This window comes from Tepidimicrobium xylanilyticum (assembly GCF_900106765.1).
Lineage (GTDB): Bacteria > Bacillota > Clostridia > Tissierellales > Tepidimicrobiaceae > Tepidimicrobium > Tepidimicrobium xylanilyticum.
This window is the reverse complement of record NZ_FNNG01000005.1, coordinates 88777-114446: the sequence shown is the minus strand read 5'-3', so window position 1 is coordinate 114446 and position 25670 is coordinate 88777. Positions and strand designations below refer to the sequence as shown.

Sequence of the window (25670 nt, the reverse complement as noted above, 5' to 3'; positions counted from 1 at the left end):
ACTAATGGTGATTACCATTAGTATTATATGTCTAAAGCCTTCTTGGCCAGCATGTCTGCCTCCTCATTATATTGATTCCCAGAATGGGCCTTTATTTTTATAAATACTACCTTTAATCTATCCTTTATGGAATCATAATACTTTTTATACTCTTTAGTACCATATTTATTAGCCTTCCATTCCCCAGTAGCCCATTTTTCTATTCCCATATAATCATAATGTAGATAAAGGGTATCCTTTCCCCTTTTTATGGCCTCTTCCATGGAATATTTAGCCCCCGCTATTTCACCAGCCACATTCCTCATATCTACTAAATTTAAATCCCTTTCCTTTTTGGAACAGGTTTCTTTCCCCTCAACTGTAAATATAACGGCCCCAAAGCTATAGGTTTTAGTCTCCTCATTAAAACTTCCATCAATATAGGCAACCATCTCATTGGTTCCTAGCTCTTTTATGTCCTTATCTTCTAACCTTTCATCATTATCTTCAATAAAATTTATTGCTTCCTCATAAGTAGAAAACTTTTTATATACTGCATTGGAAAAGCCTTTTACCTGAGCTTCACACTCAGCCCAAGTTTTATATATACCCTTATTTCTACCTACCCTTACCGCATAATATTTAGCCATAATACACCTCTTAAATCATACTAATATATCCATTCTACCACTTCTTCCATAGGTTTTCTAGTCTTAGGTCTTTTTGGGTCTTCCTTCCTGTATCCAAATGCCAGCATGCATGCAACTCCAAACTGTTCGCTATTAATTACCCCTTCACTTTCCAATATTTCCTCCAGCTTTTCCCTATTAAACCCTTCAATAGGACATGTATCTATGCCAATTTGAGCTGCTGCTGTCATCATGTTTCCTAGGGGAATATAGGTTTGCATAACAGCCCAGTCAAATATATATCTATTGTTTTGAAGAAGTTTGAAGTCATTTTCTTGAAAGCTCTTATACCTTTCAAGCCTTAATTTCGCCATATCATCAGGGAATTTGTGCACATCTTTTACCATATATCTTATGTAATCTGAACTATATATCATATCCTTCTTCTTTCGAGCTAATATTATAACTAAATAGCTTAGTGTTGACATTTGTCGCTGTACACCCCAAGCTACTGGCAAGATTTTCTCCTTTAATTCTTCACTTTCTACAACCAAAAATTTCCACGGCTCAAAACCAAAGGAACTTGGGGACAACCTTCCAACTTCTAATATGAATTCCAAATCCTCTTTTGGCACTTTTTTGTTCTCATCAAACTCCTTACAAGCAAATCTAAACCGATGAGCCTTTAAAATCTCTTCCTTTCTATTATCCATATTATCCCTCCTAAAATTTATCTATATATCTTTATACCCTATTGTTCCATTTTATTGCCATATTATTTACCCTCTTCTATTCAAATGGCAAAAGTAACTGTTGTTTCGAAATATTTACATGATATAATTAAACTGTACCAGATTCTATTAATATTTGGTAAGACAAAGGAGGTCATATGATGGATATTAGTTTAATTGGAGTGCCTATCATGTATGGTTGTGATCGACAAGGTGCTCAGTATGGACCTGACAAATTGAGACAGAAGGGTATAATAGAAACAATAAAAAAACATGAAAATAATATCTACGATCTTGGTAATCTTTACATTCCTTATATCCCAGAAATGGACAAGTTGACTTTTCATGATACAATCAAGTATTTAAAACCCATAGTTTATATAAATACAAATCTTGCTCATTGTGTTTATAGTGCTTTAACTTCTAATAGCTTCCCTTTAGTAATTGGCGGAGACCATTCCTTAGGTTTAGGTAGTATCTCAGGTTCTAGCAAATTCCATAAAGAATTAGGAGTAATATGGATAGATGCTCACGGAGACATTAATACCCATGAAACATCTCCATCTAAAAACGCCCATGGCATGCCATTAGGTGCTGCTTTAGGAAAAGGTGACTCCTCTTTAGTTAACCTCTATTTTTATGGAACTAAAGTAAAACCTGAAAATACATTCATTATTGGCGCCAGAGACTTGGACGAAGGTGAAATTAAACTAGCTAAAGAACTAGAACTAAATCTATATACTATGGATACCATAAAAAAATCTGGCTTAAAATCCATCATTGAAGATGTAATAGATAAGATAAAAAATTCCAATATCGACGGAATCCATTTAAGCTTCGATATAGATGTATTGGATAAAAGCTTAGTTCCTGGCACAGGAACGCCCGTCAAAAATGGATTTAACATAGAAGAAGCTAAGATGATACTCAAGAGTCTATTAGATACTAAGATGATAAAGTCAATGGATTTAGTAGAGTTAAATCCTTTACTAGATGAAAACGATACCACGTCAAATCTTTGTATCGAACTAGTAGATTTTATATTTGAACATATTTAGTTATCATGTTTGAATCCATATTCGTTTAATCTGATTTTAGCCTTCCTCATTGGGTATAATAAACAAAAGAAGAAGGAGGGATTATTTTGAAAGCACTTATTACTTTTAAATATACCGATGAAGAGTTTAAGACCTTAAAAGAATTAGGCTACGAAATTATTTTTCAGGATGAAAAGGACCTAACTTTTTCCGATGATATAAAAGATGCTGAAGTTTTGGTTTGTTTTGATCCCTTTAAAAAATTAGATATTGATATGCTACCAAAATTAAAATGGATTCAGCTATTAAGTGCTGGTATAAACCAAGTCCCAGTTGATAAGGTTTTAAAAAGAAATATTATCCTTACCAACAACCGAGGAGGGTATAGCATCCCCATAGCTGAATGGATAGTTCTTAAAACCCTTGAAATGTACAAAAATAGCTGGGAATTTTACAAAAAACAAGAAAATAAAGAGTGGAAAGTGGATACTTCCCTGTTTGAAATTTATGGAGAAACCATAGGCTTTGTAGGTACTGGTTCCATCGCTCAAGAAGCAGCAAAAAGATTTGAAGGTTTTGGAGTTAATATAGTCGGAGTAAATGCTACTGGCAAAAAAGCAGAATATTTTCATGAATGTTACAGTACTAACAGATTAAATGAAGTAGTAAGCAAGTGGGATGTTTTAGTAGTAGCAGCTCCTTATACTGATAAAACTCACCATTTGATAAACGAAGAGGTATTTAAGAATATAAAGGATGGAACCTATTTAATAAACATTGCCCGCGGCAGCATAATAGACGAAAAAGCACTTATTGAAAACCTAAAGTCAGGAAAAATTAGAAAGGCAGCTTTAGACGTATTTGAAGCAGAACCTCTACCAAAAGATAGTCCTCTATGGGATATGGACAATGTAATAATTTCTCCCCATAATTCTTGGGCATCCGAGATGAATGCAAAAAGAAGATATGAAATTGCATATAAGAATATGAAAAAATATATAAATAGCGAAAAGCTAATCAATGTAATAGATATTAAAAAAGGCTATTAATTAAAAACAAATATTCAATAACAAAAATAAAACTCTCAGAAATGAGAGTTTTATTTCTGTTTGATACCTATTCCCACTTAGGTTCATTAAAGTTGCTAGGGTCTTTAATCCTCTTAGCTTCTTCTTCTGATACAATGTAGCCTACTATACCCTTATTATCGTATTCTTTTACTAGTTTTATGGCATCCTTCTTAGACATAGGTTCAGAAAAATTATCATTAGTTATAACAATATATTTTTCATCCAAGACTATTCTCCCTTTCATATTAATGTCTAATTAGTTTACCCTTCGAAGTCCTTTTTTATTAACCTTCCCTTTTCATTTAATGTTACCTGTGTAATTTTAACTAGTTTAGGTTCATCGTCAATTTTAGCACACTCAAGGATTTGATATACTTTAGAAGTGTCTTCATTCTCTTTAAATACCTCTCTAAGTAGTTTGAAGATCGAATAAGGATGATCTGGATCCTTAATACTTATAAAGGAAATATTACCCACAGCCATAGCTTCCTTTATCAATTTTTCAAAATCAATATTTGAAATTCCTGGAATCAAAAAATAGTCTATATCTTCATTTTTCAAATCATCGAATCCCTTAACTTGTAAGGTTCTATACTTGGCTTTAGCAATAGCCATTAATGTAGCCATTAGTGGAAGTATTCCCCATCCCTTATGACCTGAAACTATTATAGATTCTTTTCCATCAATAGCATCCTCTAAATATTTAGATTGAGATTCTGTCATAAAATCTTGATCTACTAACTTTTTTAACATTGGGTTCATCTATTATCACTCCTCCATAATTTAAATCTCCCTTTTATTATGATACCCCGCTTCTCTATAAATAGTAATATTATTTTAATTAAGTTCTACTTGACCAAAAGACAAAAAAGTAGTATCATTTTATATGATTGAAAGATGTGGGGATATAGTTCAGTTGGGAGAACGCTTGACTGGCAGTCAAGAGGTCAGGGGTTCAAGTCCCCTTATCTCCACCATAAAAAACCTTGTAATTTCAATGATTACAAGGTTTTGTTGTTTTTTGTAGAAATCAAATAATTTTCATTTTGACTACTATTTAGCTATCAAGAACCATTATAAAATTTAAAAATGTCTATTTTACAAAGAATAAAAATCATAATATTATCAATGTAAAGAATGGGGTAATAGCCTACATATAAAAAATTGAAACTCCACTATCATTGGGTCAGAATCTACCCAGATATAAGTTAAAAAACAGCATGGTCAATCAACCATGCTGTTTTTTATTAATATTTGCTAATCCACATCTACATTAACTTTATTCCATAAAAGATGCAAAAATGTCCGTTCCTTTTGCATCACTAACAGGAAGTAATTCCCGATAATTTTATAGCCCTTCTTACCAATCCGTAGATAAACACTATCCCTATCCCATTTATTAAAGTAGTAGGAAGCACTACAGCTCTCATCAACACATTCATGGGAACAGGCAAACCTACCATAAGCCTAGCTGACCCTAAAAAGACCGTTCCGCTTATAAAAGTTCCTATACCTCCAATTACCCCCACCACAATGGAGTTGTTTTTAAACTGATAAAAAAACTTAATTATAACAAACAGGATTAAGCATGCAACCATTTTATCAATTATATTGGGTAGTTGACCTCCCGGAAAGCTAGTTGTCATTGCAGAAAGTAATCCTGCTAATAATCCCGTAAATATAACATTTTCAAATTTGGGATTCAATAAAAGGGAAACTATCATAAAAATAAGAAGAAAATCAAATTTCATACCACCTAATATGCCTGGTGTAATTTGATGCAAAATAAAACCGATGGCTAATAGTAATGTTGTAAGAATATTTTTTCTTAACTTCATTATAAACATCTCCTTTTCATTTTTTATTCTTTTATTTTTCCAGTCATCAGCTTCTCTTCACAACATACCATTTCACCACCTTTTCATTTTTATAATAAAAAAAGCCTTCCGTCCCAAAAAAAGGACGAAAGACTGCTTCCGCGGTGCCACCTTAATTAGATTATCCATTGGATAATCTCTCTCAACAGATACCTAGCTTAAAGCTATATATCCTATTCCTGTAACGGGAAATCCCCGGTATTGGCTACTCTATTTACCATTTCACCAAACTTCTCCTAGACCCATTCACTAAAGCTATGGTATCGGACTTTCACCAACTCCGACTCGCTATAAAACCATATGACTTTAGCTACTATTTCTATTCATAGAATTTCAGATTAATTTTTAAAATTATATAATATTGATATAAAAAAGTCAAGAATTAGTATGGCTATTATTTGGACTTATAGCACAATCAATATGATATCTCCTGTTGTGAAAAGCTTCCTTACTTTAAATCATCATAAGCCTTATATAATTCTTCAAGCTACTTACTGGTTCTCCTAACATTTTTGTCCTAAATCCAGTAACTATTTTTTGATAATAAGCTTAATTTAGTCCGATAAATTATGCAAAATTAGAATAAAAATATAACTTAAGCAAAAGGAAGATAGATATAAAAAGATAATCATAAAACATTTCTCTTAAACAGTAGAGGAGAGCTTTCCTCTCCCCTTCCTCTATCACTATTGTCTATTTTAATAAACTAAGAATTCTATCTATTATAACAGCAGCTTGGGCTCTAGTTGCTTCTTCTTTTGGTCTTATTGTAGAATCTTCAAATCCATTAATTAGGCCTAAGCCTACAGCCTTTTCCATATACTCAACTGCCCAATCAGAAATTGTTGAACTATCTTTGAACCCATTTAAGTTTCCTTTAGTATTCAAATACTCTGGGTATTTAATATTTATTACTTCTATTAACAACTTGATCATTTGTTCCCGAGTTATATTTCCATTTGGATTGAAGTTACCAGTACCGTCACCTGATACAATTTTTAGATTTGCTAAATTCATTACTGCTTCATAATACCAATGACTTTCTTTGACATCATCAAATTTAGAGTGACCGGTAGTTGTCTCTATATTAAATGCTCTAACCAAAATAGCTGCAAATTGTGCTCTTGTAAGTTTGTCCTTAGGTCTAAATTCATTGTTCCCAAATCCTACAACAATTCCTTTTTCAGCCAAATTTTCTATTGCTTTTTTAGCCCAAGGTACATCATCTAAATCTACAAAGGTTATTTCTTCTGTTGATATCTCTTCTTTAAGCTCCTCTGATTTCTTTGGTTGCTCTGTTTTTTTAGTTTCTTCTGATTGTACTGGTTTTTGTGGTTTTTTTGGCATTTCTGGTGCTACTGGTCTTTCAGTCTCTGTAGGAAATTCTGGCTCTTTAGGTTCCTTTGGTTGTTCCAACTCTTCTTTTACTACTACTTTAATGCTTATCTCCGGCTTTTCTCCTGCCATGCCTTCTGGTAAGTCATAAGAACCTATAAACTTATATTCTCCAGCTTTATTGCCATCATAGTCCTTGCTTGTCCAAATTACATTTACTTCTACTTTTTCTCCATCATTTAAGTACAGAGTTATTTTTTTTGGTAAATTTACATTATCTATTTTTGTCCCGTAATCCACCTCTATTGCTCCTAATTCTTCTACTGATTCTACAGCCAATGTTATAATTTTAAAGTAGTCTGAAACATCAAACCATTTGTTTTTTTCACTTAATGTGTAAATATAAACCTTATTATCCTTACCGTTTCCCATGTTATTGATAAATGCATCAGGAGCAATCTTTCTTACTTTCTTTAGTATGGTTACGTTAATTAATTCATTATTCGCAAATGAATAATTATCTATCGCTATATCTTCTGTATCTTTGGAAAACAATATACATATCAAACCATTATCAGAAAACGCATTATTTCCTATCTTTTTCAAAGTTCTAGGAAATTCTATATACCTTATTCTATTATTTTTAAATGCATAAGTGTCTATTTCCTTTACACCTTCTGGAATAAATACTTTTTCTATTTGATTATCCTGAAAAGCGCCTTCTTCTATTATTAACCCATCTAAACCTTCGGGAATTACTACTGTAGTCAATTGCCTATTTTTAAATGCTCTTTTCCCTATGCAAGTTATTTTTTCTCCTCTTTCGTTTACTTCAGGTAAAACTAGAACTTTATTTTCAGTTAATTTTTCTAATCCTTTTTCTGAAAAACCAGTTATAGTTGTGTCTTCATATGTAAAATCCTCTATTTCCCATTCACTATCAACTGGAATTGCGTATTTATCCTTTACAATTATCTTTCCAACTACTTCTAGCTTGGTTTCTGGATTAGATTGGCTTATCCCTTCTGGAAGCTTAAAAGTTCCAATTGCTTCATATTCTCCTGCAATATTCCCATTATATTCTTCAAGTATCCAAGTCAAATTTACTTTATGTGCTTGATTTTTGGAGTCTATTATATAAGTCCTGTATGGTAATTTTCTTATGGCCATTTCTTTAGGCGTTCCATAATCTACAACTATTGGTGTTACCTGGTCTATTGCTTTAATTCTTACTTCTTCTACTACTTCTTTTATCCTACACCGAAAAACAACTTGTGTTTCTTTATTCTCTAAATTAATTGTTACTGGATTGTTGCTTACTAATTCATACTTATTATCATCATATTCAGGAATTATCTCTACATCTTTATCTCCTATACGATAATACTCTCCAGTTAGCAGATTCTTCCATATTTGTTCCTCTTTCAGAACTTCATCATTAAACACATATTTAACAATGATCTTTGCAGGATTAATTACATGATAATTAGAATCCAGTAAGTTATTTTTGTTTTCATAATTAGGAGTATATAGGTGAACTACGCCATCATATCCTTCATTTTGATAAAAGGCTTTTTCATGAAGTGCCCTTATACTACTTGGTAGATTAACATCCTTCAACTTGTTGTTTGAAAACGCATATTTGTCTATTACTTCAACGCCTTCTTCAATAATTACTGAATCTAAATAATCATCATGCCAAGTATTCCAAAATGCATTTTCACCTATAATCTTAACGTTACCTGGAATAGTTACAGAAGTTATCTTATTTCTAGCAAAAGCCCTTTTCCCTAATTCAGTTACATTTTCGGGAATCGTTATAGATGTAAAATTGTTGTTATTGAATCCAGACAAATACTTCAAAGTACTTGGAAATTTTACCTCAGTCAATTGATTGTCACTAAAAGCTAAATCATCTATCCTCGTTACACCTTCTGGAATTGATACAGTAGTTAAATTGTTATAACTAAAAGCTGTTGGTATAGTTGTTAAACTATTAGAAAGCTTCAAGTTTGCTATCTCATTAAGAGTAAATGCTCCACTTCCTATTTCTATTACGCTATCTGGTATAACTAAAGATTGTAATTTATTCCCATTAAATGCAGATTCTCTTATAGTGGTTACGCTATCCGGAATATCAATTTCTGTCAAACAATTATAACGAAAGGCTTCTTTTCCTATTATTTCAACTGTATCCGGAATTTTTACAGAGTTTATACCAACTTTAGGGTCTTTCATAGTGCTATATTCCCCTAAAAATGCCCTGTCTCCTATCTCTGTTATTGGCTCTCCCAGTTTATTTACTGCAAGTAGAACTATATGTTTATTAGTCTTAAACTTTTCTTTTCCATTTTCAGAAAATCCGGTTATAGTTGTTCCTTCATATGTAAAATCTTCTATGCCCCATTCTTCATCTTGTACTTCTCCAGATTTTACTATTATTTTCACTATTACTTTTAACTCTATTGGTGGGTCTGGTTGAACCACTCCTTCTGGAAGTTCAAATATTCCTTCTGCAGTATATTCACCTACAGCATTTCCATCATAGTCTGATATTAACCAAGTTACATCCACCTTATATTTTTGATTATTTGAATCTATTATAATAGCCTTGTCAGGTAGTTTGGCTTTTGCTTCATATTCACTTGTACCAAGGCTTACTTCTATGTCTTCTAAGGGTTCAATCTTTTTTATGCTTGATTTTACACCTGATTCATCTTCTAGTGCATCTATAGCATCATTTATCTTTTTAACTACCTCTTTTACTTCATCTAGAGTTGCTAAAGGCTTTTGGTTTACTTCCTCTCCTTCTGTGATAGCTTCTTTTAATGCCTGTACACTTTCTCCAGTCTTTCCTTTTGTATCTATATTTTTTGATCCTTCAAGAGTTTCTACTAATAGAGTATAGGTTAAGTTAATATTGTCATTTCCTTTAAAAGAATCACTAAACATATATTCTGTACTTTTTGGGATAATAACTGATGTTAGTTGATTATTGGCAAATGCAATTTTTGCTATATGCGTAACTCCTTCTGGTATTGTTACAGAAGTTAGTTGATTATCATAAAAAGCTCCTGTTGGAATATTCTTTAGAGTTTCAGGTAGTATTACAGATATTAATTGATTTTTAGCAAAAGCCATGTTTCCCATTTCAGTCAAATTTCCTGGAAGTTCAATTGAAGTTAAATTATTCTGTGCAAATGCTTGCATACCTATAGTCTTTACAGTATTTGGTATTATTATAGAAGTAAGCCCTTTATTTCTAAATGCATTATTCCCAATAGCAGTAACAGCTTCTCCACCAATTGTCTCAGGAATAACTACATCTGTTTCAGTCCCATTATATCCAGTAATTTCACCATTTAAAAACTCAAATTCAGGCTCTGGATCAGTTTGAGCTTCTTCAGCAATTACTGATGCTGGAAATAAAATAGAAAAAAACATAATAAATACAAGAAGATATGCAATAAAACGTTTTATATTCTCCCTAAATATTGCATTAAATTGCTCCATTTAAACCCCTTCCTTTGTCAATCTTTTAACATTCCTTTTTTTATTGATAAGCTATTTTTACTATGTTTTCATATAAAATAAAACACCTCCATTTACAAGAACCTAAATTTGCTTCAAACTGGTATAATAATAGCATAGCCTAGATGAAATTTAAAATTAATATTTCTAATAAATGATTTTATATCATAATATTCATTTATAATAAATACATCTAGGAACTAAAAATGGACACGAGAACAATTCATTAACTTCTCTCATGCTCATTTCCTTTTATATTCAAATGCCTTAAAACAATCCTTATACTTTACTTGATAAGCTTATATTCGTTATTACATTTAAGCCTTCCGAATTTAGGACTTTTTCACCTGCTACCCTAAATAAAATAGAACATATCGTTAAAATTTTTCTTGTTGATAAAAAGTTGTCGGCTTCTATTTAACTTTGATAATATGAAATATTATACTAAAATTTATTAATGCATCCATCACAAGGAAACCATTCATCTTTAATAAATAACAATTAGACATATATCTATTTGATCATAAAAATTTCGACTATTATTTGGCCACTAAGTTTTAAAATATCTCCATCATAAAGCCCTTGTAACTCCAATGGTTACAAGGGCTTTTCTATTTCACCAAACTTCTCCTAGACCTATTCACTAAAGCTATGGTATCAGACTTTCACCAACTCCAGCTCGATAAAACCATATGACTTTAGTTACTACTTTAATTCACAGAATTTTTGATTAATTTTTAAGACTATTTTCTATATCCAGGAGCATATTTCGTGATCTCCTAGACAGAATGGTAAAGACAAAAAAAGAAAGGATGAATACTATCACAAAAATACCCAGCCAATGATATCCTTAACCTGCCCTGTAAAAAACTCATTTGGGCATATAAAATCGCTAGTACATATATAAATATTATGGTACCTACGTATATCCAAATAACCTTGTAGTTATAGTATATATTGGCAGCAAATATATATGCAAAGCTAAAATCAATCGAGAATAAACCAAAACTACCGGCTGTCTCCAAGGGGTAGAAAACCACAGGCCAACACAAGTGCGTCAATAGATACAGCTTGCCTTGCCTCTTCTATGGGCATTGGATTACCCCTTGCCCCCATAAGCACCCTCCACATGTTGGGAATGTATTCCCAAAACAGTCTTCTTTGTTCTCTTTATTAAGCTCACAACTAGCACAGGCATGACATGGCGAAAATTCATAGTCATCTACCTTGTTTCTGAAGCTTTTATACTCTTCAGAATTCCAAATATCTATAAGCTTGCTTTCGTTTACATTACCCAACGTATAAGCTGTAACATTTCTTTTAAAATATGGGGTGCTAATATACGAATAGGTGCTGTTAAAATGAAGTAGAGCCATACATGGAGAAACCATACCATCCCATCTGATAAATGTACACCTTTCCTTAATAAATTTACACTTGGAAGTTTCTGTTCCAATCTGATTGGTAATTATTGAAACATTATAATTATAGCTTAATAATCTAAATAAGGGTTCCTTAGTATATTGATTAAGGTCGATTAAGGGTAGGCTGATGGCCAAAGGTGGTAAACTTCTAGAATCATATGATGATGCTACAAAATTGCACAGCATTTGGTCTGCCATATCTCTACTGTAAGGCAAAACATTGCTTATAGAAATCATGTTGGCACCAACTTTATGAGCTAGCTTGTGCAAATTTCCCAAACTATTAACATTTTCTTTCATAACAACAAAGGCAATTCCAACTTTAATTTTATGGCGACTTTTTTCATTTATTGATTTTATTAATTGAAGATTTTCAGTCACACTTTTATAACTTGCACCTTTTCTGATATTTTCAAAAATGCCTTCATCAACCCCGTCAATTGACACCCACAAGGTATCCAGTTTGTTTGCAAATAATCCCTTAACCATATCTTCATCCAACAATGTTCCATTTGTAGTCATTTCAACATTGATGCCAAGTGATTTGATTCGACCAATCATGTATAAGATTTTCTTATGATAAGTTGGCTCCCCAAAGCCTCCAAACATTACGGCTTCTAAATCTTGAAAATCCTTAAGCTGTTCAACAAGATTATCAAAAGTATCCAGGCTCATTTCCCCAATTGGTTCCTTCCAAGTATTTCTTACACAAGTTTGGCATGTTAGGTTGCATAGTGTTGTAGGTTCAATATATACTTTGGAAAGGCTATGGATATTAGGAAATAGCTCAATCCTATCCTTATGAACAACTACTTTTAATTCTGCCCTATCTTTTAAACCCAACCTTCTTTTCAACTCATCTGGAACAATGATGTTTCCATTTGCATCAGATGTTAGTTTGTATTCTTTACTTTCTCCTTCCTTATTAACCTGATAACTCTTTTCAGGATAATAATAAAATCCACCCATGTTCGGCTCCCTCCTTAATGATGGAACAAACATTGAATAAATACCATGGCTGTTCCTCCTATGATTACAATATAATATGTCCTAAAGAGTATTGCAACATAAATTAACTAAATAGGGTAGTATCGTATAATTTACATTTTATTATTTTCCTTTTACTACCGATATATATAATAAGGGGTGGTAAATATGAAAATCCAAAAAGTTCGTCCAAGCCTGCCAGTTGCAAAGCTAGAAAAAGTGGTGCCCGAAAAGAAAAAAAGAAAAAAAGAGTTGCCAGCAGCTATTTATGAAAAAACATCTGATAGGAATAAGGACCATATATATGATAAGATAACTGTAGACAGGCTTAAGAAGGAATCCGAAAGAACATATGCCTCCATAAGGAGGATTGTAGAGAACCTATTAACTCGCCAAGGAAAAGCCTTTCACTTATTGGAAAAAGGAGACGTAGTAATTATTGATAATATGGCTCGCTTAGAAGCTCAAGAATTAATTGGACCAGATGGAATCTTGGGCGTTGAGGCTGTCAGCCAAAGAATTGTAGACTTTGCCATAGCCATATCAGGAGGGGACAAATCAAAGCTGGACACCCTTAAAAAGGCCATAGACGATGGGTTTAAGGCAGCAGAAAAGATACTAGGGGAGCTCCCAGAAATCTCAAAGGAAACCTATAATAGAATTATGGAAAAATTAGATGCTTGGGAAAGCGGAAAATAATCAAAGGCATATTTGCCATAGTTGCAAATATGCCTTCTTTCCTGTTAAAATAAGGCCTAGATTAATATAAATTAATAGTTATAAAAGAAATTAATATATTATTGGGAAATCCCAATGAAATGGTCTACAAAATCTTCAATAGACACTATGCCAACAACCTTATCCCCTTCCATTACAGGCAAGGCAATAACATCCCTTTCTCTAAGCCTTTTAGCCACAAGCTTAATATCTTCATGTGCATAGGCTTTAACGACCTCCTTTGTCATGACCCACTCTACAGGGCAGGACTTGTAATGGCCAGGATCAATCAAAAACCTATATATATCTGCCCTAACCACTATGCCTACTAAATTTCCATCTTTGTCTAGTACAGGCATCCCATTGATATTTTCCCTATACATAATCTCTAAGGCCTTACCCACTGTTTCATCTGGAAACACTGCTATTACTGGTGACTTCATAATTTCTCTGATTTCCATAGAACATCCCCCTTATTTTTTCCTACCTATCTTATACCCATCAGCACTTCTAACATCTAATATTTTTGAGTTTTTGTCCAAAATTAAGGGGGCAGTCCGGTACTTAACAAAACTTATCCTAGAAAATTAAAAGACCAGAAGTTTTCTTATGTGTTAAATATCTTTTGGAATGATAAATTGTAGTAAAGCTATAAAGTGACTAATTGAAGAAAGCTTACAAGTTTTGAAATAAATAAAATATAGAAAATACCTTAAGAATTAATTATTCATATGCAAAGGATTATGTATATCACTAGAAAAATACGCAATTAACAATTTTATGAGAAATAAAAGCAACACCACTTAATATAGAGGTGGTGAACTATTGTCTGTAAATCAAAATATGTCTATTCGTTTTTAATCATAGTCCTTATACTAAAAAAGGCCATTATTGTCATTAAAATAATTGCTGCTAACGCAGTCCAAAATACAAGCATCTTTTGTATCGCTCCTTTATGGTTTCTATTAGAAAACTTTATGTTTATTTTTCTTAAAATTATGATATAATAAGAGTAAGAAGAGGTTGTGAAGCTTTTTCTAAATAGGGTTGTTAAGAAAATGATAGGTTAGTTAGGGGAATACCTATCATTTTTTTGTTCTCTACTCAAAACTTTAATCCAGTACAAAAACTTATCTTAATAAAAAAAGTTAAGGCTAAAAATTGACCTCAGAGTATATTTTTTAAGAATCTCTCTCCAGAGCTAATATCTTATTTCACCTCAATTATACCATGTTTTTTGATATATGTAATGTATCTTATGTACATTATGTATTTTTATGCATAAAGTTATTTTGTCAACTTCATAAAAAATATAAAAAATCACAATTTATTGCGGCATTTATATTGAATATTTGGTATTTGAATGATTATAATATATGTGTATGAGAAAAAATTTAAATATAAAAGCCGAGATGTGCTAGTTCTTGACTTTGAGTGTTTGTTTAGGTATTGAGAAAGGTCATTGATTGTTATATGCATCAATGGCTTTTTCTTTTAGAATACGGAGCGGGAATCCTCGGTTATTCAATTGCGGAGTAGTTTACTACACAAAGGATTACAAGGAGGAATAAAGTGAAAACGCTAGAGCAAATAAGAAAAGATAATAATAAATACGATTTGCTTTTTACTGGAATGGAAAAAACCACAAAAATATCCTCTGAGCTCAGAAAAATGAAATAGATGTTATAATACATTTGTTAAACCTATATGTAGAAGAGTGCAGACTAGATATTTAAACAAAATAAGATAAGCAAGTAGTTTTGTAAAGTGTCAAAATGTTAAGGTTTATGAAACTGAATTTTAGCTCTTTTTGATTTTTCCTTAAAAATTATCAAAAAAATATTAGATGGTTTTAAAACTCCTAATTCATTAAAATAAATGCCATGGAACAACTCTAGAGCTTCCTTTTATATTGTACTGTAATATTATGCTATAAGTTACAAAAAACAAAAAAGGAGCTGAATTAAAGATGCTTGTATTTTGGACTGCATTAATAGCAATTTTGTTGATAATGATAATAGCTTTCTTTAGCATAAAAATTGTAATAAAAAACTAAAATTCTTTTTCTTCTTTGGCTGTATTTTTATAGCCATAAGCCCTTTAGGGCTTTGATATACAAATTAGCTTAACAATATATTAGCTATTATTGGGTCAGCATTTTTTTGTAGGTAGCTTTAGTATCAGTCATTAATTTGCATAAAGTTGATTAATTAACTTTATGCCTTTATAAAAAACCTTAATCCTTATCCCTTAACCCTAATCCCTGTCATATTGGGTATCTGCCATAAGCATCTCCACTATAATAGTTTCCTCGATAAGGATTTGGCAATGGAGCTATATTTCTATTTGTTCTATATCGTGTTTTTATCTGAAGCTCAAATCCATATCCTGCTTTTATCTTTCCTTGACCACCATTTTAAACGCTTACCCAACCATTTTTACCTTTTCCATCTCTTTTATCAATATCTGTAGTATATTTACTTCTAAATAGAACATCTTGTATCTCAAATGTTTCGTAATAATCATGTATCTCAGACCATTCTTTCCTGTATGTTACCTCACAATATTCATAAGGAACATCTCTCCAATCTACACATACTGTATAAGTGTAATCTTCTCTATCTATACAACGGCCATCTTCATCTCTCTCAACACAACGAGTTCCAGTTCTAGTCTCCTCTTTAAAACATCTCTTATATGTTGATGACCTTACTACTCCTCTTTGCTCATACCACTCCCATTTTTCTTGCCAATCATTTCTTTTTCTTACGTTGCTAGTCATACATTCCTGACATTTTTCATATGCTACCCCTCTTATAGAGTGGTTGCTTTATTATCAGCATATGGATTTGAAACTCCTGGCTTAAACTCTAATATTGTTCTATCAGGGTTAACTTCTACTGAAAATACATTGTCCCCTGGTCTTAGAATTCTATTTGGAATGGTAACAGACATCTTTCTTGATTGTCCTGGAGAAATAGAAACTGAACTTCTCCATACTACTTGATTGCCATGTTTTATTTCTACTATAGGACTGCTAGGTAAATTTCCACCATGTTCATCACTAGATTCATTAATCACCGTAAAGTTCAATGTTACATTTTGTTTTACTTGTGACTCATTTTTTCCAAAATGTATACTTTGAGGATATGCTCTTAAGTCTCTTATGGCATAGTTTTTAACCATCATAAAGTCAGCACATATGGTATCATTTGCAGGGTTTGAGTTGTATCCTAATTGAGCGTGAATCGGGTCAATTGTTGCACAAGCTCTAATCATACCAGTTTCTGTAGTAAATGATTTACTCATAGGCATTTTTATTGCTGCACCAGGATTTAGTACTTGATTGGTTTGTACTGTCTGGTCAAGCAATAATCTTTTGTTTGCATCCATAACTTTTATATTTATTTTCACTTTTGGATTCTTTGCAGCGTCTAATCCTACAGCTTCATCTCCTAGGAAATGTTTTACATTGAATTGGACAGTATGGCTCTTATTAGCTTCAAAAAATTTAACTCTTTGCCCACCTCTGTATAATTCAACTGGTGCAGCCATACCTATATCTACTCCACTGGCTTTAAATGTTACACATATCTTATCGTTTCTAGAATCATCGTTATACCCTAACTCTCTATGAATTGGGTCAATTGTAGCACATGCTGTTATCTTATCACTTTCAGTAGTAAATGGTTTTGTGATTGGCATATCTATTACTTCCTTTGGATGCAACAGCTTTGGAGTTTGTATCCTTTCCCTATGAATAACTTTTCCTTCTTTGTCTTTTACTTCTACATGTATAATGACTTTTGGATTCTTAACTGGGTCTGTTCCAACTATTCTTTCCCCAAGTACATGTTCTACAGGGAATATCAATCTTAAAGGTTCTCCCTTTCTATAGGTACGCATAGCTTCATTGTTATTATTAATGAGCCTTACATTTTTATGCATCCCTATATCAGTAGGCTCTAATCGTCCAAATATAGCAGCCCAGTTATTTGTATTTATAGTATCCTTTTCTTTTTGAGCAAAAGTATTTGGGATAACTCCAGCTATTTTAACATATTTTTTCGCTGTATCTGGCACTTTATATTCCCACTCAAATGTTGCACATTCTAAGTTTTTAAGTTCAGTATAAGGTTTATCAATACTTAACTCTTTATGACTTTGGTCAAATACTCCATCTATAAACACATGGTCGTCATAAGAGTAATGTACATCAAGGTCGTTTGGTATTATTCCTGTTTTTAACTCTCTTTGTTCTGGTGTCATTAGCTCTGACTTAGATATGTCAAATGCTCCTTCTTCAAAGGATATAAATTGGTATTTTGCTCTTACTATATAAGTTTTATCTCTAGACAATATTGACGCAAGTCTAGGATTAGTATTAGTTCTGATTAATTTTTGTTTTGCTATATTAAATGGGTCTAAATTGTCTACCTCTCTTTTAAAACTTTCAATTGCTTGACCTGTTTCAGGGTCTATCAGTTCTAGTTCTCTCATAATCATGTCTGCTTGTATATCTTTTTCTATATAAAAGTTAAATTCAAATGGATATTCGAAAGTTAGGTTTAGTGCTCCTCCGTTTCTAAAAACTCCACTACCTGCTCCTATTCTAATTTGAGAGGAATCATAATCTCCTTTTGTGGTTTTGATTTTGTATCCAGGCTTTAAAGTTCCATCTGGATTAATTATTGATGGATGTAGATACCCATTCTCTGGCGTTTGTCCCCAGTTCCAATATGCTGCCCATTCGCCAGACCTCGTTCCATTTTTGTTATAAATACTATAACCATTATTACCAAAGCCTTGCTTTACAAATGGCATCTTAAAACCTACATTTAATCCAAAATCTGAATAATATATCAATTCACCAGATTCATCCGTTTGATAATTAAATCTAAGAGGAACTGTAATCTTTGCTTGGTTAGTTGTATGCTCTATTTTGTGTTTACTAGTATCATTAATATCATAAATATAATCTCCTGTTTTATTATTTCCATAAGATTTCACCTGCACTATCACTTTTTTACCTTCTTTTAAGGCTTGTTTTACTTCTTCGGGATAATCCACATAAAATGGAATACCACCTTGTTTTTTCTGAACTAGTTCATCCAGTTTTCCAATATTTCCACCAGGAATTTCACTATCCTTAATTTGGAATCTAAATGTGCCTTTTTCATGGTCATAACTTCCCCAATAACCTCCACTATAATGCCAAACTCCAATACTTAAATATTGTCTTTTAGATTCAACTAATTCGTACTTTGCTGCATCTATTTCCTCATCAAAGGTTAATGTAAGATTAGGATTATTTGTGGCTGGAATAGTTGCAGCAAATGATTTTATTTGACCTATCGGCAATGTTGGTATAAGAATAGATAGGACTAATATTATTGCTAATACTCTTTTGCCTATATCTTTATAGCGTTCCTTCAACTTTCTCCCTCCTTGTTTTAATATAAATTTTAAGACAAAAGAACAGGTTAAAAGATTAAGTGAACAACAAAAACTTACCTTTCGCACCACCAAACCTTATTGCCTGTCTTTCTCTATTTTTTGCTTTTTCATTCCTATTTCTTCATATATGATACACACTAGAAATTTAAAATATAACGAAATCACAAGGCTAAGGGATGTAGTATATATATTTAACAAAAACAAAAAAGCCAAGGCCTAATTCTTAAGCCTTGACTCCTTTTACCCCTGCCCTATATATCAAATATTGAGCTTGCATCAAATGGAACCATATGTCCATTTCCCCATTTATCTTGCTCATAGTTAAAAGCAGTTCCTTTTATTGGGTCATAATTGATTTTATAACTTATAGAAGAACTTCTTCCTCCATAAACTTTTTCATTATAGCCATCTTTAACTATAGCTATTTGGAACATAATTAAGTCAGAATTTTCCACTGCATCATTTCTTATTTGTCTAACAAAACTTTGACCTATTGGTATTTTGTTTTCCTCTGGGTTAATAAATGGGTTTGGACTTAGGAAAACTCCAACTACTCCTGAACCTGATTTAGTAAAAACACTAAAACCCATTCCAACTGTATATCCTTCTGGTACATCTACTTTATCATATTTGAAGTAGTATTTTCCATTTTCTTTGTAGAACTTACTATTTGCAATTACTTTAGCTAAGAATTCTTTTGTTTTTTCTTCGCTCATTCTTCCGCTACCGTCATTTAATACATCCTTCTTAGGGTCAAAAGTTATTCCACTATAAGTTCCACCTTCTTTTGGTTCTTCTACATCTTTTCCTGTTATAATATCGATATAATGATTGCCATCTTTCCATTCGTACTCTACTTTACCACCCATTGCTTCTGTTATAAATCTAAGTGGCACATAAGTCCTGGCTCCTATTAATTCTGCTTTTGTTTCAACTGGTTTTCCAGTTTTCTCATCTCTGTCAATAGGAACAGATTTTCCGTTTACAATTGCAGTACTCTTTCCTATTTCAAGCTCAATTCTATTGGTGTTATTGTTTATCCATACTTTTCTTATACCTTGATGCCAAGTATCTTTACTCCAATCTACATTGTATCCCATATTTTCAGATATAATACGGATTGGCACCATTGTGCGTTGAGTTTTTGTTAAATATGGATAACCTAAGTCCTTTGTAAAGTTAACAGGTTTTCCATCTATGGTTATATTTATGTTGTAGGACTTATGATTTTCAGCACAACCTATAAGACCTAAACTAGACAGTCCTACAAGGATTATGGTTAATAGGATTAAGTGTTTTATATGTTTGTGCATATTTAACCTCCTTTGTAAAACTTTCTATTTTTGAATATTGTACCATAAGTAATGTTTTTATTCTATATACTTTAAATCTATTCGCTTATTTCATATATTTGTTCTCCTTTACCCATATTCCAAAATCCTATCTTTTCCTGCCTTAATATCCTATCTTCTAATCTTCCTGTTTCTGAATATCTCATCAATTATTTTATGCATAAATCTTTCTACTTCACTCCTGTTAAATTCCTTATCATAAATTCTTTCGCCCAGATATTTCTCAGACAAACTATTTAAAAATACAATGCCTTCTATGCACTCTTCATATTTTTCTTCTATTTCCTCTGGTACTTTTTCATCCTCTAATGAATATATGCTTAATTCTATGTTCTTACTTACTACTAGACTAATATATTCTGAAAAGTTTAGCAATGTATTGTATACTTTAATTTTATTTTCATCCTTTATCTCATCAATAGATGCTAATTTATCAAGTTTCTCTATTATTAACATTTTATTTCCCACCTTTTTCCTATTTGCTTTAACTGTAAAAAGTACTCTTATTTTTTCCTGTTCTAACTATATGTAGCAAAAAAGTCCTGCAACGACTATTCTTCTCAAATCCTCTATTTACCTAATTCCCATTTTACCCAGTAAAGAAAGTTTTGCAAGGATAATCGAACATGGGTGAAGATACAGCTATAATTGATAATTTAAATATCAATCAAGAAACTGAAGATAATGCTACGGAAACGATATTTGTTACAAGAATCAAAGGTGATTACTATCTAGATGGTGAAGATGTCCCTGCATACATGAAGTATACATACTATCGTCCTTCAGATGGTGCTGTTTTTAGAGGAATACTACAGATATACTATATCAGAGCAGAAGTAATTGATGATGTTGTATGGTGGCACGGATTCTATGATGGCACATTAACTTTTCAATTCTATACCTACTAACATAAAAACCAGTAGACTTTACTGGTTTTTATGTTTGCAAGATTTTCTTGGTTTTCTCCAAAATTGCTCTGAATCTGATAATATATGTTTTTCTTCAAATAAAATAGCTTAAAACATAAAATAAGGCGTACTTTGATTTTATCTAGAATAAATAAATATATAATATTATTATAACAGGTATTAATACGCATCCAAATATCGCATTGCCAATGATTCTTTGATTATTTGTTATCTTTTTTATGATTAATATATGATTAATATAGAATAAAATTAATAAAATAAAAAACCATATAATCAATATTTTTCTCCCCTTTTTCTTTAATCATATAATATGTAAAATAAAAAGTGCAGGGCATATATATGAAAATTTGTCATGGCCTTATTCTTTTCAATATATTAGAATATTTATATCTACAATGGAATAGTTAATATGAAAATTAAGTAGGAGGTAAAAATGAGTGAAGAAGCTGTAATTTTTATCTTCAGAAAAATATTAATCCCATTTTCTATTTTGTTCTCTTTTTATAGAGTATATAAAAATAAAAAAGTCACTTTAAGAACAATGTTTTCATATGTTTTATATTTATATCTAGTATTTTCAAAAACATACCCTTCAAGCCATAGAATTCACTATGATATTATTGACAAGCTTTTAATACTTGTTCTATATCCTATAGGCTTTTTAAAATTATCATTATCATTTTTCAAAGTTAAAACTGAGGATATTGATAAAGAGAAAAATAAATATATAGCAATATTAATATTTTTTGTTATAGTTGAATTTCTATTTATATTTAATATATTTTAATATTTTTTACTCTTGCCAGAAAAGAGCATTCTTTTTTTGATTTGGATACACATTAGGTCTTGTTGTTTGTTTTAATTACAAATCTAATATTATTTGTTCTTCATCCGAATATTCAACGACCTCCCATTTGCCTAGCTTTAACAAAGCTTCGCATATTTCCTCATTATAAGGATATGCTGTAGCATAATGCTCATGTGAAAGAGTCCCTAAGAACATTTTATTATCAATAAAAAAGCATAAGTCTTCTGGTAAGTCTCCAAGACTATATCTCCCATTAATCAGTATATGTAAAAGCAAATTATTAAATTTACTTTTAATAATATCTTTTGCTTTTTCATCTGCTCTGAAGATATGGACTGTTCTTGCATTTTCTTCTGTAAGGTAATAGTGACGATGCCAATGGTTTACCCTTTTTGATTTGATGTAAAATGGTTCAAGCTTTTTTAGAAAATCAGTATGATTTTTAGAGTTTCTAAATTCTTCTATTGGGCTAGCTGTTAATGAAAAATATGTAGATACCTTAAAACATAAATCCAATAGCTCAAAAAATTTTTCACCTCTGATGTTTTCTTCTAATTCTAGCATTTTATCCATAATAGCCTCCCCTTTTTATTAAAAGAATAACATAATATATGTAAAAAAATAGGGCATAAAAAATAAAATATACCTGATATATATTTATGCCCCTTTACATTTAATCCTTTACCCTTAAAAAATAAGCTTTTCTAATTTCTTACATAGCTTAAAATTTATTTTTTATTTTTTACCTATATCCTGTCCTAACTATGTTCCTTTATAATAAACTTTTGCTTTTTCATCCCCCTCAAACCCGCATAACTTCGTTCCAAATTTAATAAAGTCTTGCTTTTCTCTCTTGATTTTTCCCAGTTTATTCCACAAGTTTGAAGCAAAACTATATTAAAATTTGAATAAAGATTTGATAGAAGCAGGGTTAAGGAGTAGGGGAAAGGGATAAGGTTTGTTGGAAAAAAGAAGGATAAAATGATTGAATTATTGGAGAGTTTTCCTCATAATTTCAACCTTTTATCCTTGTTTTATTTCTTAATTTTTACTTTTTATTATTGTCCTTCCTTTCCTTTTTCCTTAATCCTTAAGCAGTGCGCAAGAGATTATTTAAAAGAGCAAGAGTTTATTATATTAGGACAATATAGGCGGATATTTCTCTTTTTTGCTCCTTTTCATGTATCTCTTTTATATCCATGTATTCATCTCCTTATAAAATGGTATGTCATTGTTTAAAAAACTTGTTTTGCATGATAGGAAAGCTTTTATCCAATCCTGCTTTGTATAATCAGTTTAATACAATACACTAAGGTATCCTAGACTCACAAGGTACTTCTACCTGGCATTTTCCACAACCATATCTAGGTTTGTACTTTTCACTTGTTATGTCTAAAAATACAGAGCATATATGATGATTTTTACCATTTTCTATGGTTATTGCATTTACTGGACATTTCTTTACACATTTACCGCACATTGAACAGTACTCATATATATTTTTGTATTCTCTCTTGTCAGGTGATAAATATAATTCTGTTATAATACTACCAAATCTTCCAGCTACACCTTTTGGTGTTATAAGTCCTTTAGAAAGTCCGAAGGTTCCAAGTCCACACACGAATGCAACATGCCTTTCAGACCAATTGCTTGTAAATTTTGTTTTGTGTTGAGTACTATGGTTATTAGACCAGAATCTTTCATCTAAAGCAGGTACAAGACTACAATATCCTGCATTTGTTAATACAGATTTTAAATTCATACACAATTTATTTACAAAAGCCTGACCTTCAATACGTCCATGAAGCCATTCTTCAGAAGGCCATGACTTCTCCATTCTATTTCCCATTTTAACTGCTTCGCTAAATGGTAAAAAGAATGATATAACAGTCCTGGATTGTGGTAACCATTCTTTTGGAACCATAAAGTGTTCCCCTATTGCTGATGGCTGTTTCAATAATGTAAAGTACTCATCATCTGCGGAACCAAATGCAAAAATTGGAGTTCCAAAAATTTTCATTCCTACAACATTTTCTGAAATAGCAATTTCCTTTGATATGTAATTATCTTCTGAATTCTCAACAAAGTCCTCTGCAATTTTTATTAAATATTGCTTATCCACCTATTTTATCCCCCCTATGTTATGAATTTACACATATTTGTCTTAATAATTTACATGCTATTCTTGATACTATATAGGCATTACTTCCCAACTAGTGGCTAGTTTATTTACGCAACAAATGAAATTTATCTATTATAGAATTCCTCTCTGTTTAATTCATAATAAACAGCAGTTCTCCATTTTCCAGTTTGATCTTTCCATGCATTTTCTTTAACTCCAGTCTTACGAGCTCCAATCTTATTTTCATAAACATATTGGGCTCTTTTGTTTTCAAGGATTGTATCCCAAGCAATTTTATCTATTGAACATTTTGAATTAATGGTTTCATCTGCAAAAAGGAACTCAAACAGCATCATGATGATTTTAGGCCCATACCCCTTATTCTGATAGTTAAAGTCGCATATTTTCCAACCAGGGTACGCTGTATCACCTTCGATACTATAGCTCAATTCTCCTATAGGCTTTCCATCAACCTCTATTATGCAGAGCTGGCCTAATTCCCCTCCCCAACTTTTGATATTTTCAATAGTATCTTCTAGAGATTCTCCCAATCCATTAGGGAAACCTGCATGTTCCATAATTTTACCATCATTCCACACTTATTCAATTGAATGGCATCATCAACAGTAGCACTTCTAATCGCAATATTATCCTTTTGTATTCTCATACTTACCTCCAATGAAATTATTTAGAGGGTTTATAGAGCGTGCACCCTCTTTACACATTTAGCTGTTGCTTTCATCATGCCAACCACTTCCTTTCTGAATTATTTATTTAAAAATGCCTAAAATTTCTTCTTAAATATTTTAGGCTTAAATATCATCCTACCTATGATTTTACAATAAAACCCTTCATTCAAGTTAAGACTTCTATCTTTTATAGAATTGCATTTAATAATTATCATGGCAAATGAGCACAACTATCGCATTTAGATCTATATCTATAGATTCTATGTACTATGAAAATTTTGAACCGAAATATTAGCAAAATATGAAATAGCATTATATAAAGAATGAGCTAAAATGCAATTAAACAATGATCCAGTACTAATATATAACAATCCTAATATTATGCCACAGATTATAGCTGATATCGTTTGAAGGAAGTTAAAATGAAGTATAGCAAATAAGAGAGTTGATATGAAAAGCGAAAGAGCTATATCATATTTATTTAATAAAGAATTTAATATTATGCCTCTTATTAAAATCTCTTCAACTACTGGAGCAAGCAAGCATACACGTATAAAACTTACCACTGGATATTGCTGTAGCTGATGAATGGCCTTACTATATTCAGCAGCGCTTCTAGTAAATATACTATCAAAAAAAGGATCTAAAAATTTATCAAGTAAAAAATAAAATAAAACTGAACAGGCAAAGGCTAATAATATCCCCTTTAATGTTATATTACTAAAATAATTGACTTTTAACTTATACCTTCTTATTAATGCAAGTAAAAACATTGTATTAATAACAATCAATGTTAAAAGGTTAATCCAAGAAGAAATATCATCTCTTAATGTTCTCCACACCATCCTATCTAATACAGTAGGAATGATCCCACATACTATAAGATATATAACTATCATAGAAACTGATGTTCTAATGCTAATTGTAGTTAAATTCATGCTTTCACCCTTTCATAAAATACCGATTTTTCTCATACTGTTTTTCTATTTCAAAATT

22 protein-coding genes, 1 tRNA gene and 1 other annotated feature are annotated in these 25670 nt (G+C 31.5%); of the genes, 6 read left to right on the top strand and 17 right to left on the bottom strand.

Going from position 1 to position 25670, the window contains the following annotated elements; all coding sequences use genetic code 11:
• Positions 1–23 precede the first annotated feature (23 nt).
• Both BLV68_RS07140 and BLV68_RS07135 read right to left on the bottom strand, forming a co-directional pair.
• A complete protein-coding gene (locus BLV68_RS07140; RefSeq protein ID WP_093752297.1) occupies positions 24–629 on the bottom strand; it encodes a ribonuclease H1 domain-containing protein in 606 nt (201 codons plus the stop codon).
• A gap of 20 nt (positions 630–649) precedes the next feature.
• The gene (locus BLV68_RS07135; protein ID WP_093752295.1) at positions 650–1321 is read right to left on the bottom strand and encodes an NAD(P)H-dependent oxidoreductase; all 672 of its coding nucleotides are present in this window, start codon (positions 1319–1321) and stop codon (positions 650–652) included.
• A 179-nt stretch (positions 1322–1500) separates the two neighbouring features.
• On the opposite strand from BLV68_RS07135, the gene rocF reads away from it, so the two are divergent.
• Both rocF and BLV68_RS07125 read left to right on the top strand, forming a co-directional pair.
• A complete protein-coding gene (gene rocF, locus BLV68_RS07130; RefSeq protein WP_093752293.1) occupies positions 1501–2397 on the top strand; it encodes an arginase in 897 nt (298 codons plus the stop codon).
• Between the two features lie 86 nt (positions 2398–2483).
• Positions 2484–3425: a phosphoglycerate dehydrogenase gene (locus BLV68_RS07125; RefSeq protein WP_093752291.1), complete on the top strand. Its 942-nt coding sequence runs from the start codon at positions 2484–2486 to the stop codon at positions 3423–3425.
• Positions 3426–3492: 67 nt separating this feature from the next.
• Here BLV68_RS07125 and BLV68_RS07120 read toward each other — a convergent pair whose 3' ends face one another.
• Together BLV68_RS07120 and BLV68_RS07115 are read right to left on the bottom strand one after the other, a co-directional pair.
• Positions 3493–3672, bottom strand: coding sequence for a hypothetical protein (locus BLV68_RS07120; protein WP_093752289.1), 180 nt, complete (start codon positions 3670–3672; stop codon positions 3493–3495).
• Positions 3673–3707: 35 nt separating this feature from the next.
• The gene (locus tag BLV68_RS07115; protein ID WP_093752287.1) at positions 3708–4208 is read right to left on the bottom strand and encodes a hypothetical protein; all 501 of its coding nucleotides are present in this window, start codon (positions 4206–4208) and stop codon (positions 3708–3710) included.
• Positions 4209–4347: 139 nt separating this feature from the next.
• Between BLV68_RS07115 and BLV68_RS07110 the strand changes: the two genes are divergently transcribed.
• Positions 4348–4423 (top strand) — tRNA-Ala (locus BLV68_RS07110).
• Positions 4424–4768: 345 nt separating this feature from the next.
• Here the strand turns inward: BLV68_RS07110 and BLV68_RS07105 are convergent.
• From BLV68_RS07105 to BLV68_RS07095, 3 genes are all read right to left on the bottom strand, one after another.
• Positions 4769–5284 carry a tryptophan transporter gene (locus BLV68_RS07105; RefSeq protein WP_093752285.1) on the bottom strand — a complete coding sequence of 172 codons (516 nt, stop codon included), beginning with the start codon at positions 5282–5284 and terminating at the stop codon, positions 4769–4771.
• A gap of 117 nt (positions 5285–5401) precedes the next feature.
• Positions 5402–5659 (bottom strand) — a binding site (T-box leader).
• A 357-nt stretch (positions 5660–6016) separates the two neighbouring features.
• Positions 6017–10171 (bottom strand): leucine-rich repeat protein, encoded by a 4155-nt coding sequence (locus tag BLV68_RS07100; protein WP_093752283.1) that lies wholly within the window; start codon positions 10169–10171, stop codon positions 6017–6019.
• A gap of 1103 nt (positions 10172–11274) precedes the next feature.
• Positions 11275–12582 carry a radical SAM protein gene (locus BLV68_RS07095; RefSeq protein ID WP_093752281.1) on the bottom strand — a complete coding sequence of 436 codons (1308 nt, stop codon included), beginning with the start codon at positions 12580–12582 and terminating at the stop codon, positions 11275–11277.
• Between the two features lie 186 nt (positions 12583–12768).
• Here BLV68_RS07095 and BLV68_RS07090 point away from each other — a divergent pair, with 186 nt between their 5' ends.
• Positions 12769–13299, top strand: coding sequence for a hypothetical protein (locus BLV68_RS07090; RefSeq protein ID WP_093752279.1), 531 nt, complete (start codon positions 12769–12771; stop codon positions 13297–13299).
• Between the two features lie 98 nt (positions 13300–13397).
• Here BLV68_RS07090 and BLV68_RS07085 read toward each other — a convergent pair whose 3' ends face one another.
• The 5 genes from BLV68_RS07085 to BLV68_RS07065 all read right to left on the bottom strand — a co-directional run bounded on the left by BLV68_RS07085 (position 13398) and on the right by BLV68_RS07065 (position 20582).
• A complete protein-coding gene (locus BLV68_RS07085) occupies positions 13398–13778 on the bottom strand; it encodes a CBS domain-containing protein (protein ID WP_093752277.1) in 381 nt (126 codons plus the stop codon).
• 1955 nt (positions 13779–15733) lie between these two features.
• Positions 15734–16099 (bottom strand): hypothetical protein, encoded by a 366-nt coding sequence (locus BLV68_RS07080; protein ID WP_093752275.1) that lies wholly within the window; start codon positions 16097–16099, stop codon positions 15734–15736.
• A 32-nt stretch (positions 16100–16131) separates the two neighbouring features.
• Positions 16132–18753: a hypothetical protein gene (locus BLV68_RS07075; protein ID WP_093752273.1), complete on the bottom strand. Its 2622-nt coding sequence runs from the start codon at positions 18751–18753 to the stop codon at positions 16132–16134.
• Positions 18754–19025: 272 nt separating this feature from the next.
• Entirely contained in the window at positions 19026–20087 is a 1062-nt protein-coding gene (locus tag BLV68_RS07070) for a copper amine oxidase N-terminal domain-containing protein (protein ID WP_093752272.1), read from the bottom strand.
• Between the two features lie 150 nt (positions 20088–20237).
• Entirely contained in the window at positions 20238–20582 is a 345-nt protein-coding gene (locus tag BLV68_RS07065; RefSeq protein WP_093752270.1) for a hypothetical protein, read from the bottom strand.
• A 170-nt stretch (positions 20583–20752) separates the two neighbouring features.
• Here BLV68_RS07065 and BLV68_RS07060 point away from each other — a divergent pair, with 170 nt between their 5' ends.
• Entirely contained in the window at positions 20753–21034 is a 282-nt protein-coding gene (locus BLV68_RS07060; RefSeq protein ID WP_093752268.1) for a hypothetical protein, read from the top strand.
• 454 nt (positions 21035–21488) lie between these two features.
• Positions 21489–21842 (top strand): hypothetical protein, encoded by a 354-nt coding sequence (locus BLV68_RS07055; protein ID WP_093752266.1) that lies wholly within the window; start codon positions 21489–21491, stop codon positions 21840–21842.
• A 75-nt stretch (positions 21843–21917) separates the two neighbouring features.
• On the opposite strand, the gene BLV68_RS07050 is transcribed toward BLV68_RS07055, so the two are convergent.
• The 5 genes from BLV68_RS07050 to BLV68_RS07035 form a co-directional block, all read right to left on the bottom strand.
• A complete protein-coding gene (locus tag BLV68_RS07050; protein WP_093752264.1) occupies positions 21918–22436 on the bottom strand; it encodes a hypothetical protein in 519 nt (172 codons plus the stop codon).
• A 736-nt stretch (positions 22437–23172) separates the two neighbouring features.
• Positions 23173–23985, bottom strand: a complete 813-nt coding sequence (locus BLV68_RS07045; RefSeq protein WP_093752262.1) for a 4Fe-4S binding protein — start codon at positions 23983–23985, stop codon at positions 23173–23175.
• A gap of 125 nt (positions 23986–24110) precedes the next feature.
• The gene (locus BLV68_RS07040; RefSeq protein ID WP_143035254.1) at positions 24111–24563 is read right to left on the bottom strand and encodes a GNAT family N-acetyltransferase; all 453 of its coding nucleotides are present in this window, start codon (positions 24561–24563) and stop codon (positions 24111–24113) included.
• Positions 24521–24652, bottom strand: a complete 132-nt coding sequence (locus tag BLV68_RS16105; RefSeq protein ID WP_268807620.1) for a hypothetical protein — start codon at positions 24650–24652, stop codon at positions 24521–24523. The genes BLV68_RS07040 and BLV68_RS16105 overlap by 43 nt, the downstream gene beginning before the upstream one ends.
• A gap of 282 nt (positions 24653–24934) precedes the next feature.
• Positions 24935–25612 (bottom strand): CPBP family intramembrane glutamic endopeptidase, encoded by a 678-nt coding sequence (locus BLV68_RS07035; RefSeq protein WP_093752258.1) that lies wholly within the window; start codon positions 25610–25612, stop codon positions 24935–24937.
• Between the last annotated feature and the right edge of the window lie 58 nt (positions 25613–25670).

What these genes read in the sequence shown, in the direction of transcription:
- BLV68_RS07070 (WP_093752272.1), bottom strand. Translation starts at nt 20,087, where the DNA reads ATGCACAAACATATAAAACACTTAATCCTATTAACCATAATCCTTGTA.
- BLV68_RS07090 (WP_093752279.1), top strand. Translation starts at nt 12,769, where the DNA reads ATGAAAATCCAAAAAGTTCGTCCAAGCCTGCCAGTTGCAAAGCTAGAA.
- rocF (WP_093752293.1), top strand. Translation starts at nt 1,501, where the DNA reads ATGGATATTAGTTTAATTGGAGTGCCTATCATGTATGGTTGTGATCGA.
- BLV68_RS07085 (WP_093752277.1), bottom strand. Translation starts at nt 13,778, where the DNA reads ATGGAAATCAGAGAAATTATGAAGTCACCAGTAATAGCAGTGTTTCCA.
- BLV68_RS07050 (WP_093752264.1), bottom strand. Translation starts at nt 22,436, where the DNA reads ATGGATAAAATGCTAGAATTAGAAGAAAACATCAGAGGTGAAAAATTT.
- BLV68_RS07135 (WP_093752295.1), bottom strand. Translation starts at nt 1,321, where the DNA reads ATGGATAATAGAAAGGAAGAGATTTTAAAGGCTCATCGGTTTAGATTT.
- BLV68_RS07040 (WP_143035254.1), bottom strand. Translation starts at nt 24,563, where the DNA reads ATGGAACATGCAGGTTTCCCTAATGGATTGGGAGAATCTCTAGAAGAT.
- BLV68_RS07060 (WP_093752268.1), top strand. Translation starts at nt 20,753, where the DNA reads ATGGGTGAAGATACAGCTATAATTGATAATTTAAATATCAATCAAGAA.
- BLV68_RS07115 (WP_093752287.1), bottom strand. Translation starts at nt 4,208, where the DNA reads ATGAACCCAATGTTAAAAAAGTTAGTAGATCAAGATTTTATGACAGAA.
- BLV68_RS07100 (WP_093752283.1), bottom strand. Translation starts at nt 10,171, where the DNA reads ATGGAGCAATTTAATGCAATATTTAGGGAGAATATAAAACGTTTTATT.
- BLV68_RS07055 (WP_093752266.1), top strand. Translation starts at nt 21,489, where the DNA reads ATGAGTGAAGAAGCTGTAATTTTTATCTTCAGAAAAATATTAATCCCA.
- BLV68_RS07095 (WP_093752281.1), bottom strand. Translation starts at nt 12,582, where the DNA reads ATGGGTGGATTTTATTATTATCCTGAAAAGAGTTATCAGGTTAATAAG.
- BLV68_RS07065 (WP_093752270.1), bottom strand. Translation starts at nt 20,582, where the DNA reads ATGTTAATAATAGAGAAACTTGATAAATTAGCATCTATTGATGAGATA.
- BLV68_RS07035 (WP_093752258.1), bottom strand. Translation starts at nt 25,612, where the DNA reads ATGAATTTAACTACAATTAGCATTAGAACATCAGTTTCTATGATAGTT.
- BLV68_RS07105 (WP_093752285.1), bottom strand. Translation starts at nt 5,284, where the DNA reads ATGAAGTTAAGAAAAAATATTCTTACAACATTACTATTAGCCATCGGT.
- BLV68_RS07080 (WP_093752275.1), bottom strand. Translation starts at nt 16,099, where the DNA reads ATGACTAGCAACGTAAGAAAAAGAAATGATTGGCAAGAAAAATGGGAG.
- BLV68_RS16105 (WP_268807620.1), bottom strand. Translation starts at nt 24,652, where the DNA reads ATGAGAATACAAAAGGATAATATTGCGATTAGAAGTGCTACTGTTGAT.
- BLV68_RS07140 (WP_093752297.1), bottom strand. Translation starts at nt 629, where the DNA reads ATGGCTAAATATTATGCGGTAAGGGTAGGTAGAAATAAGGGTATATAT.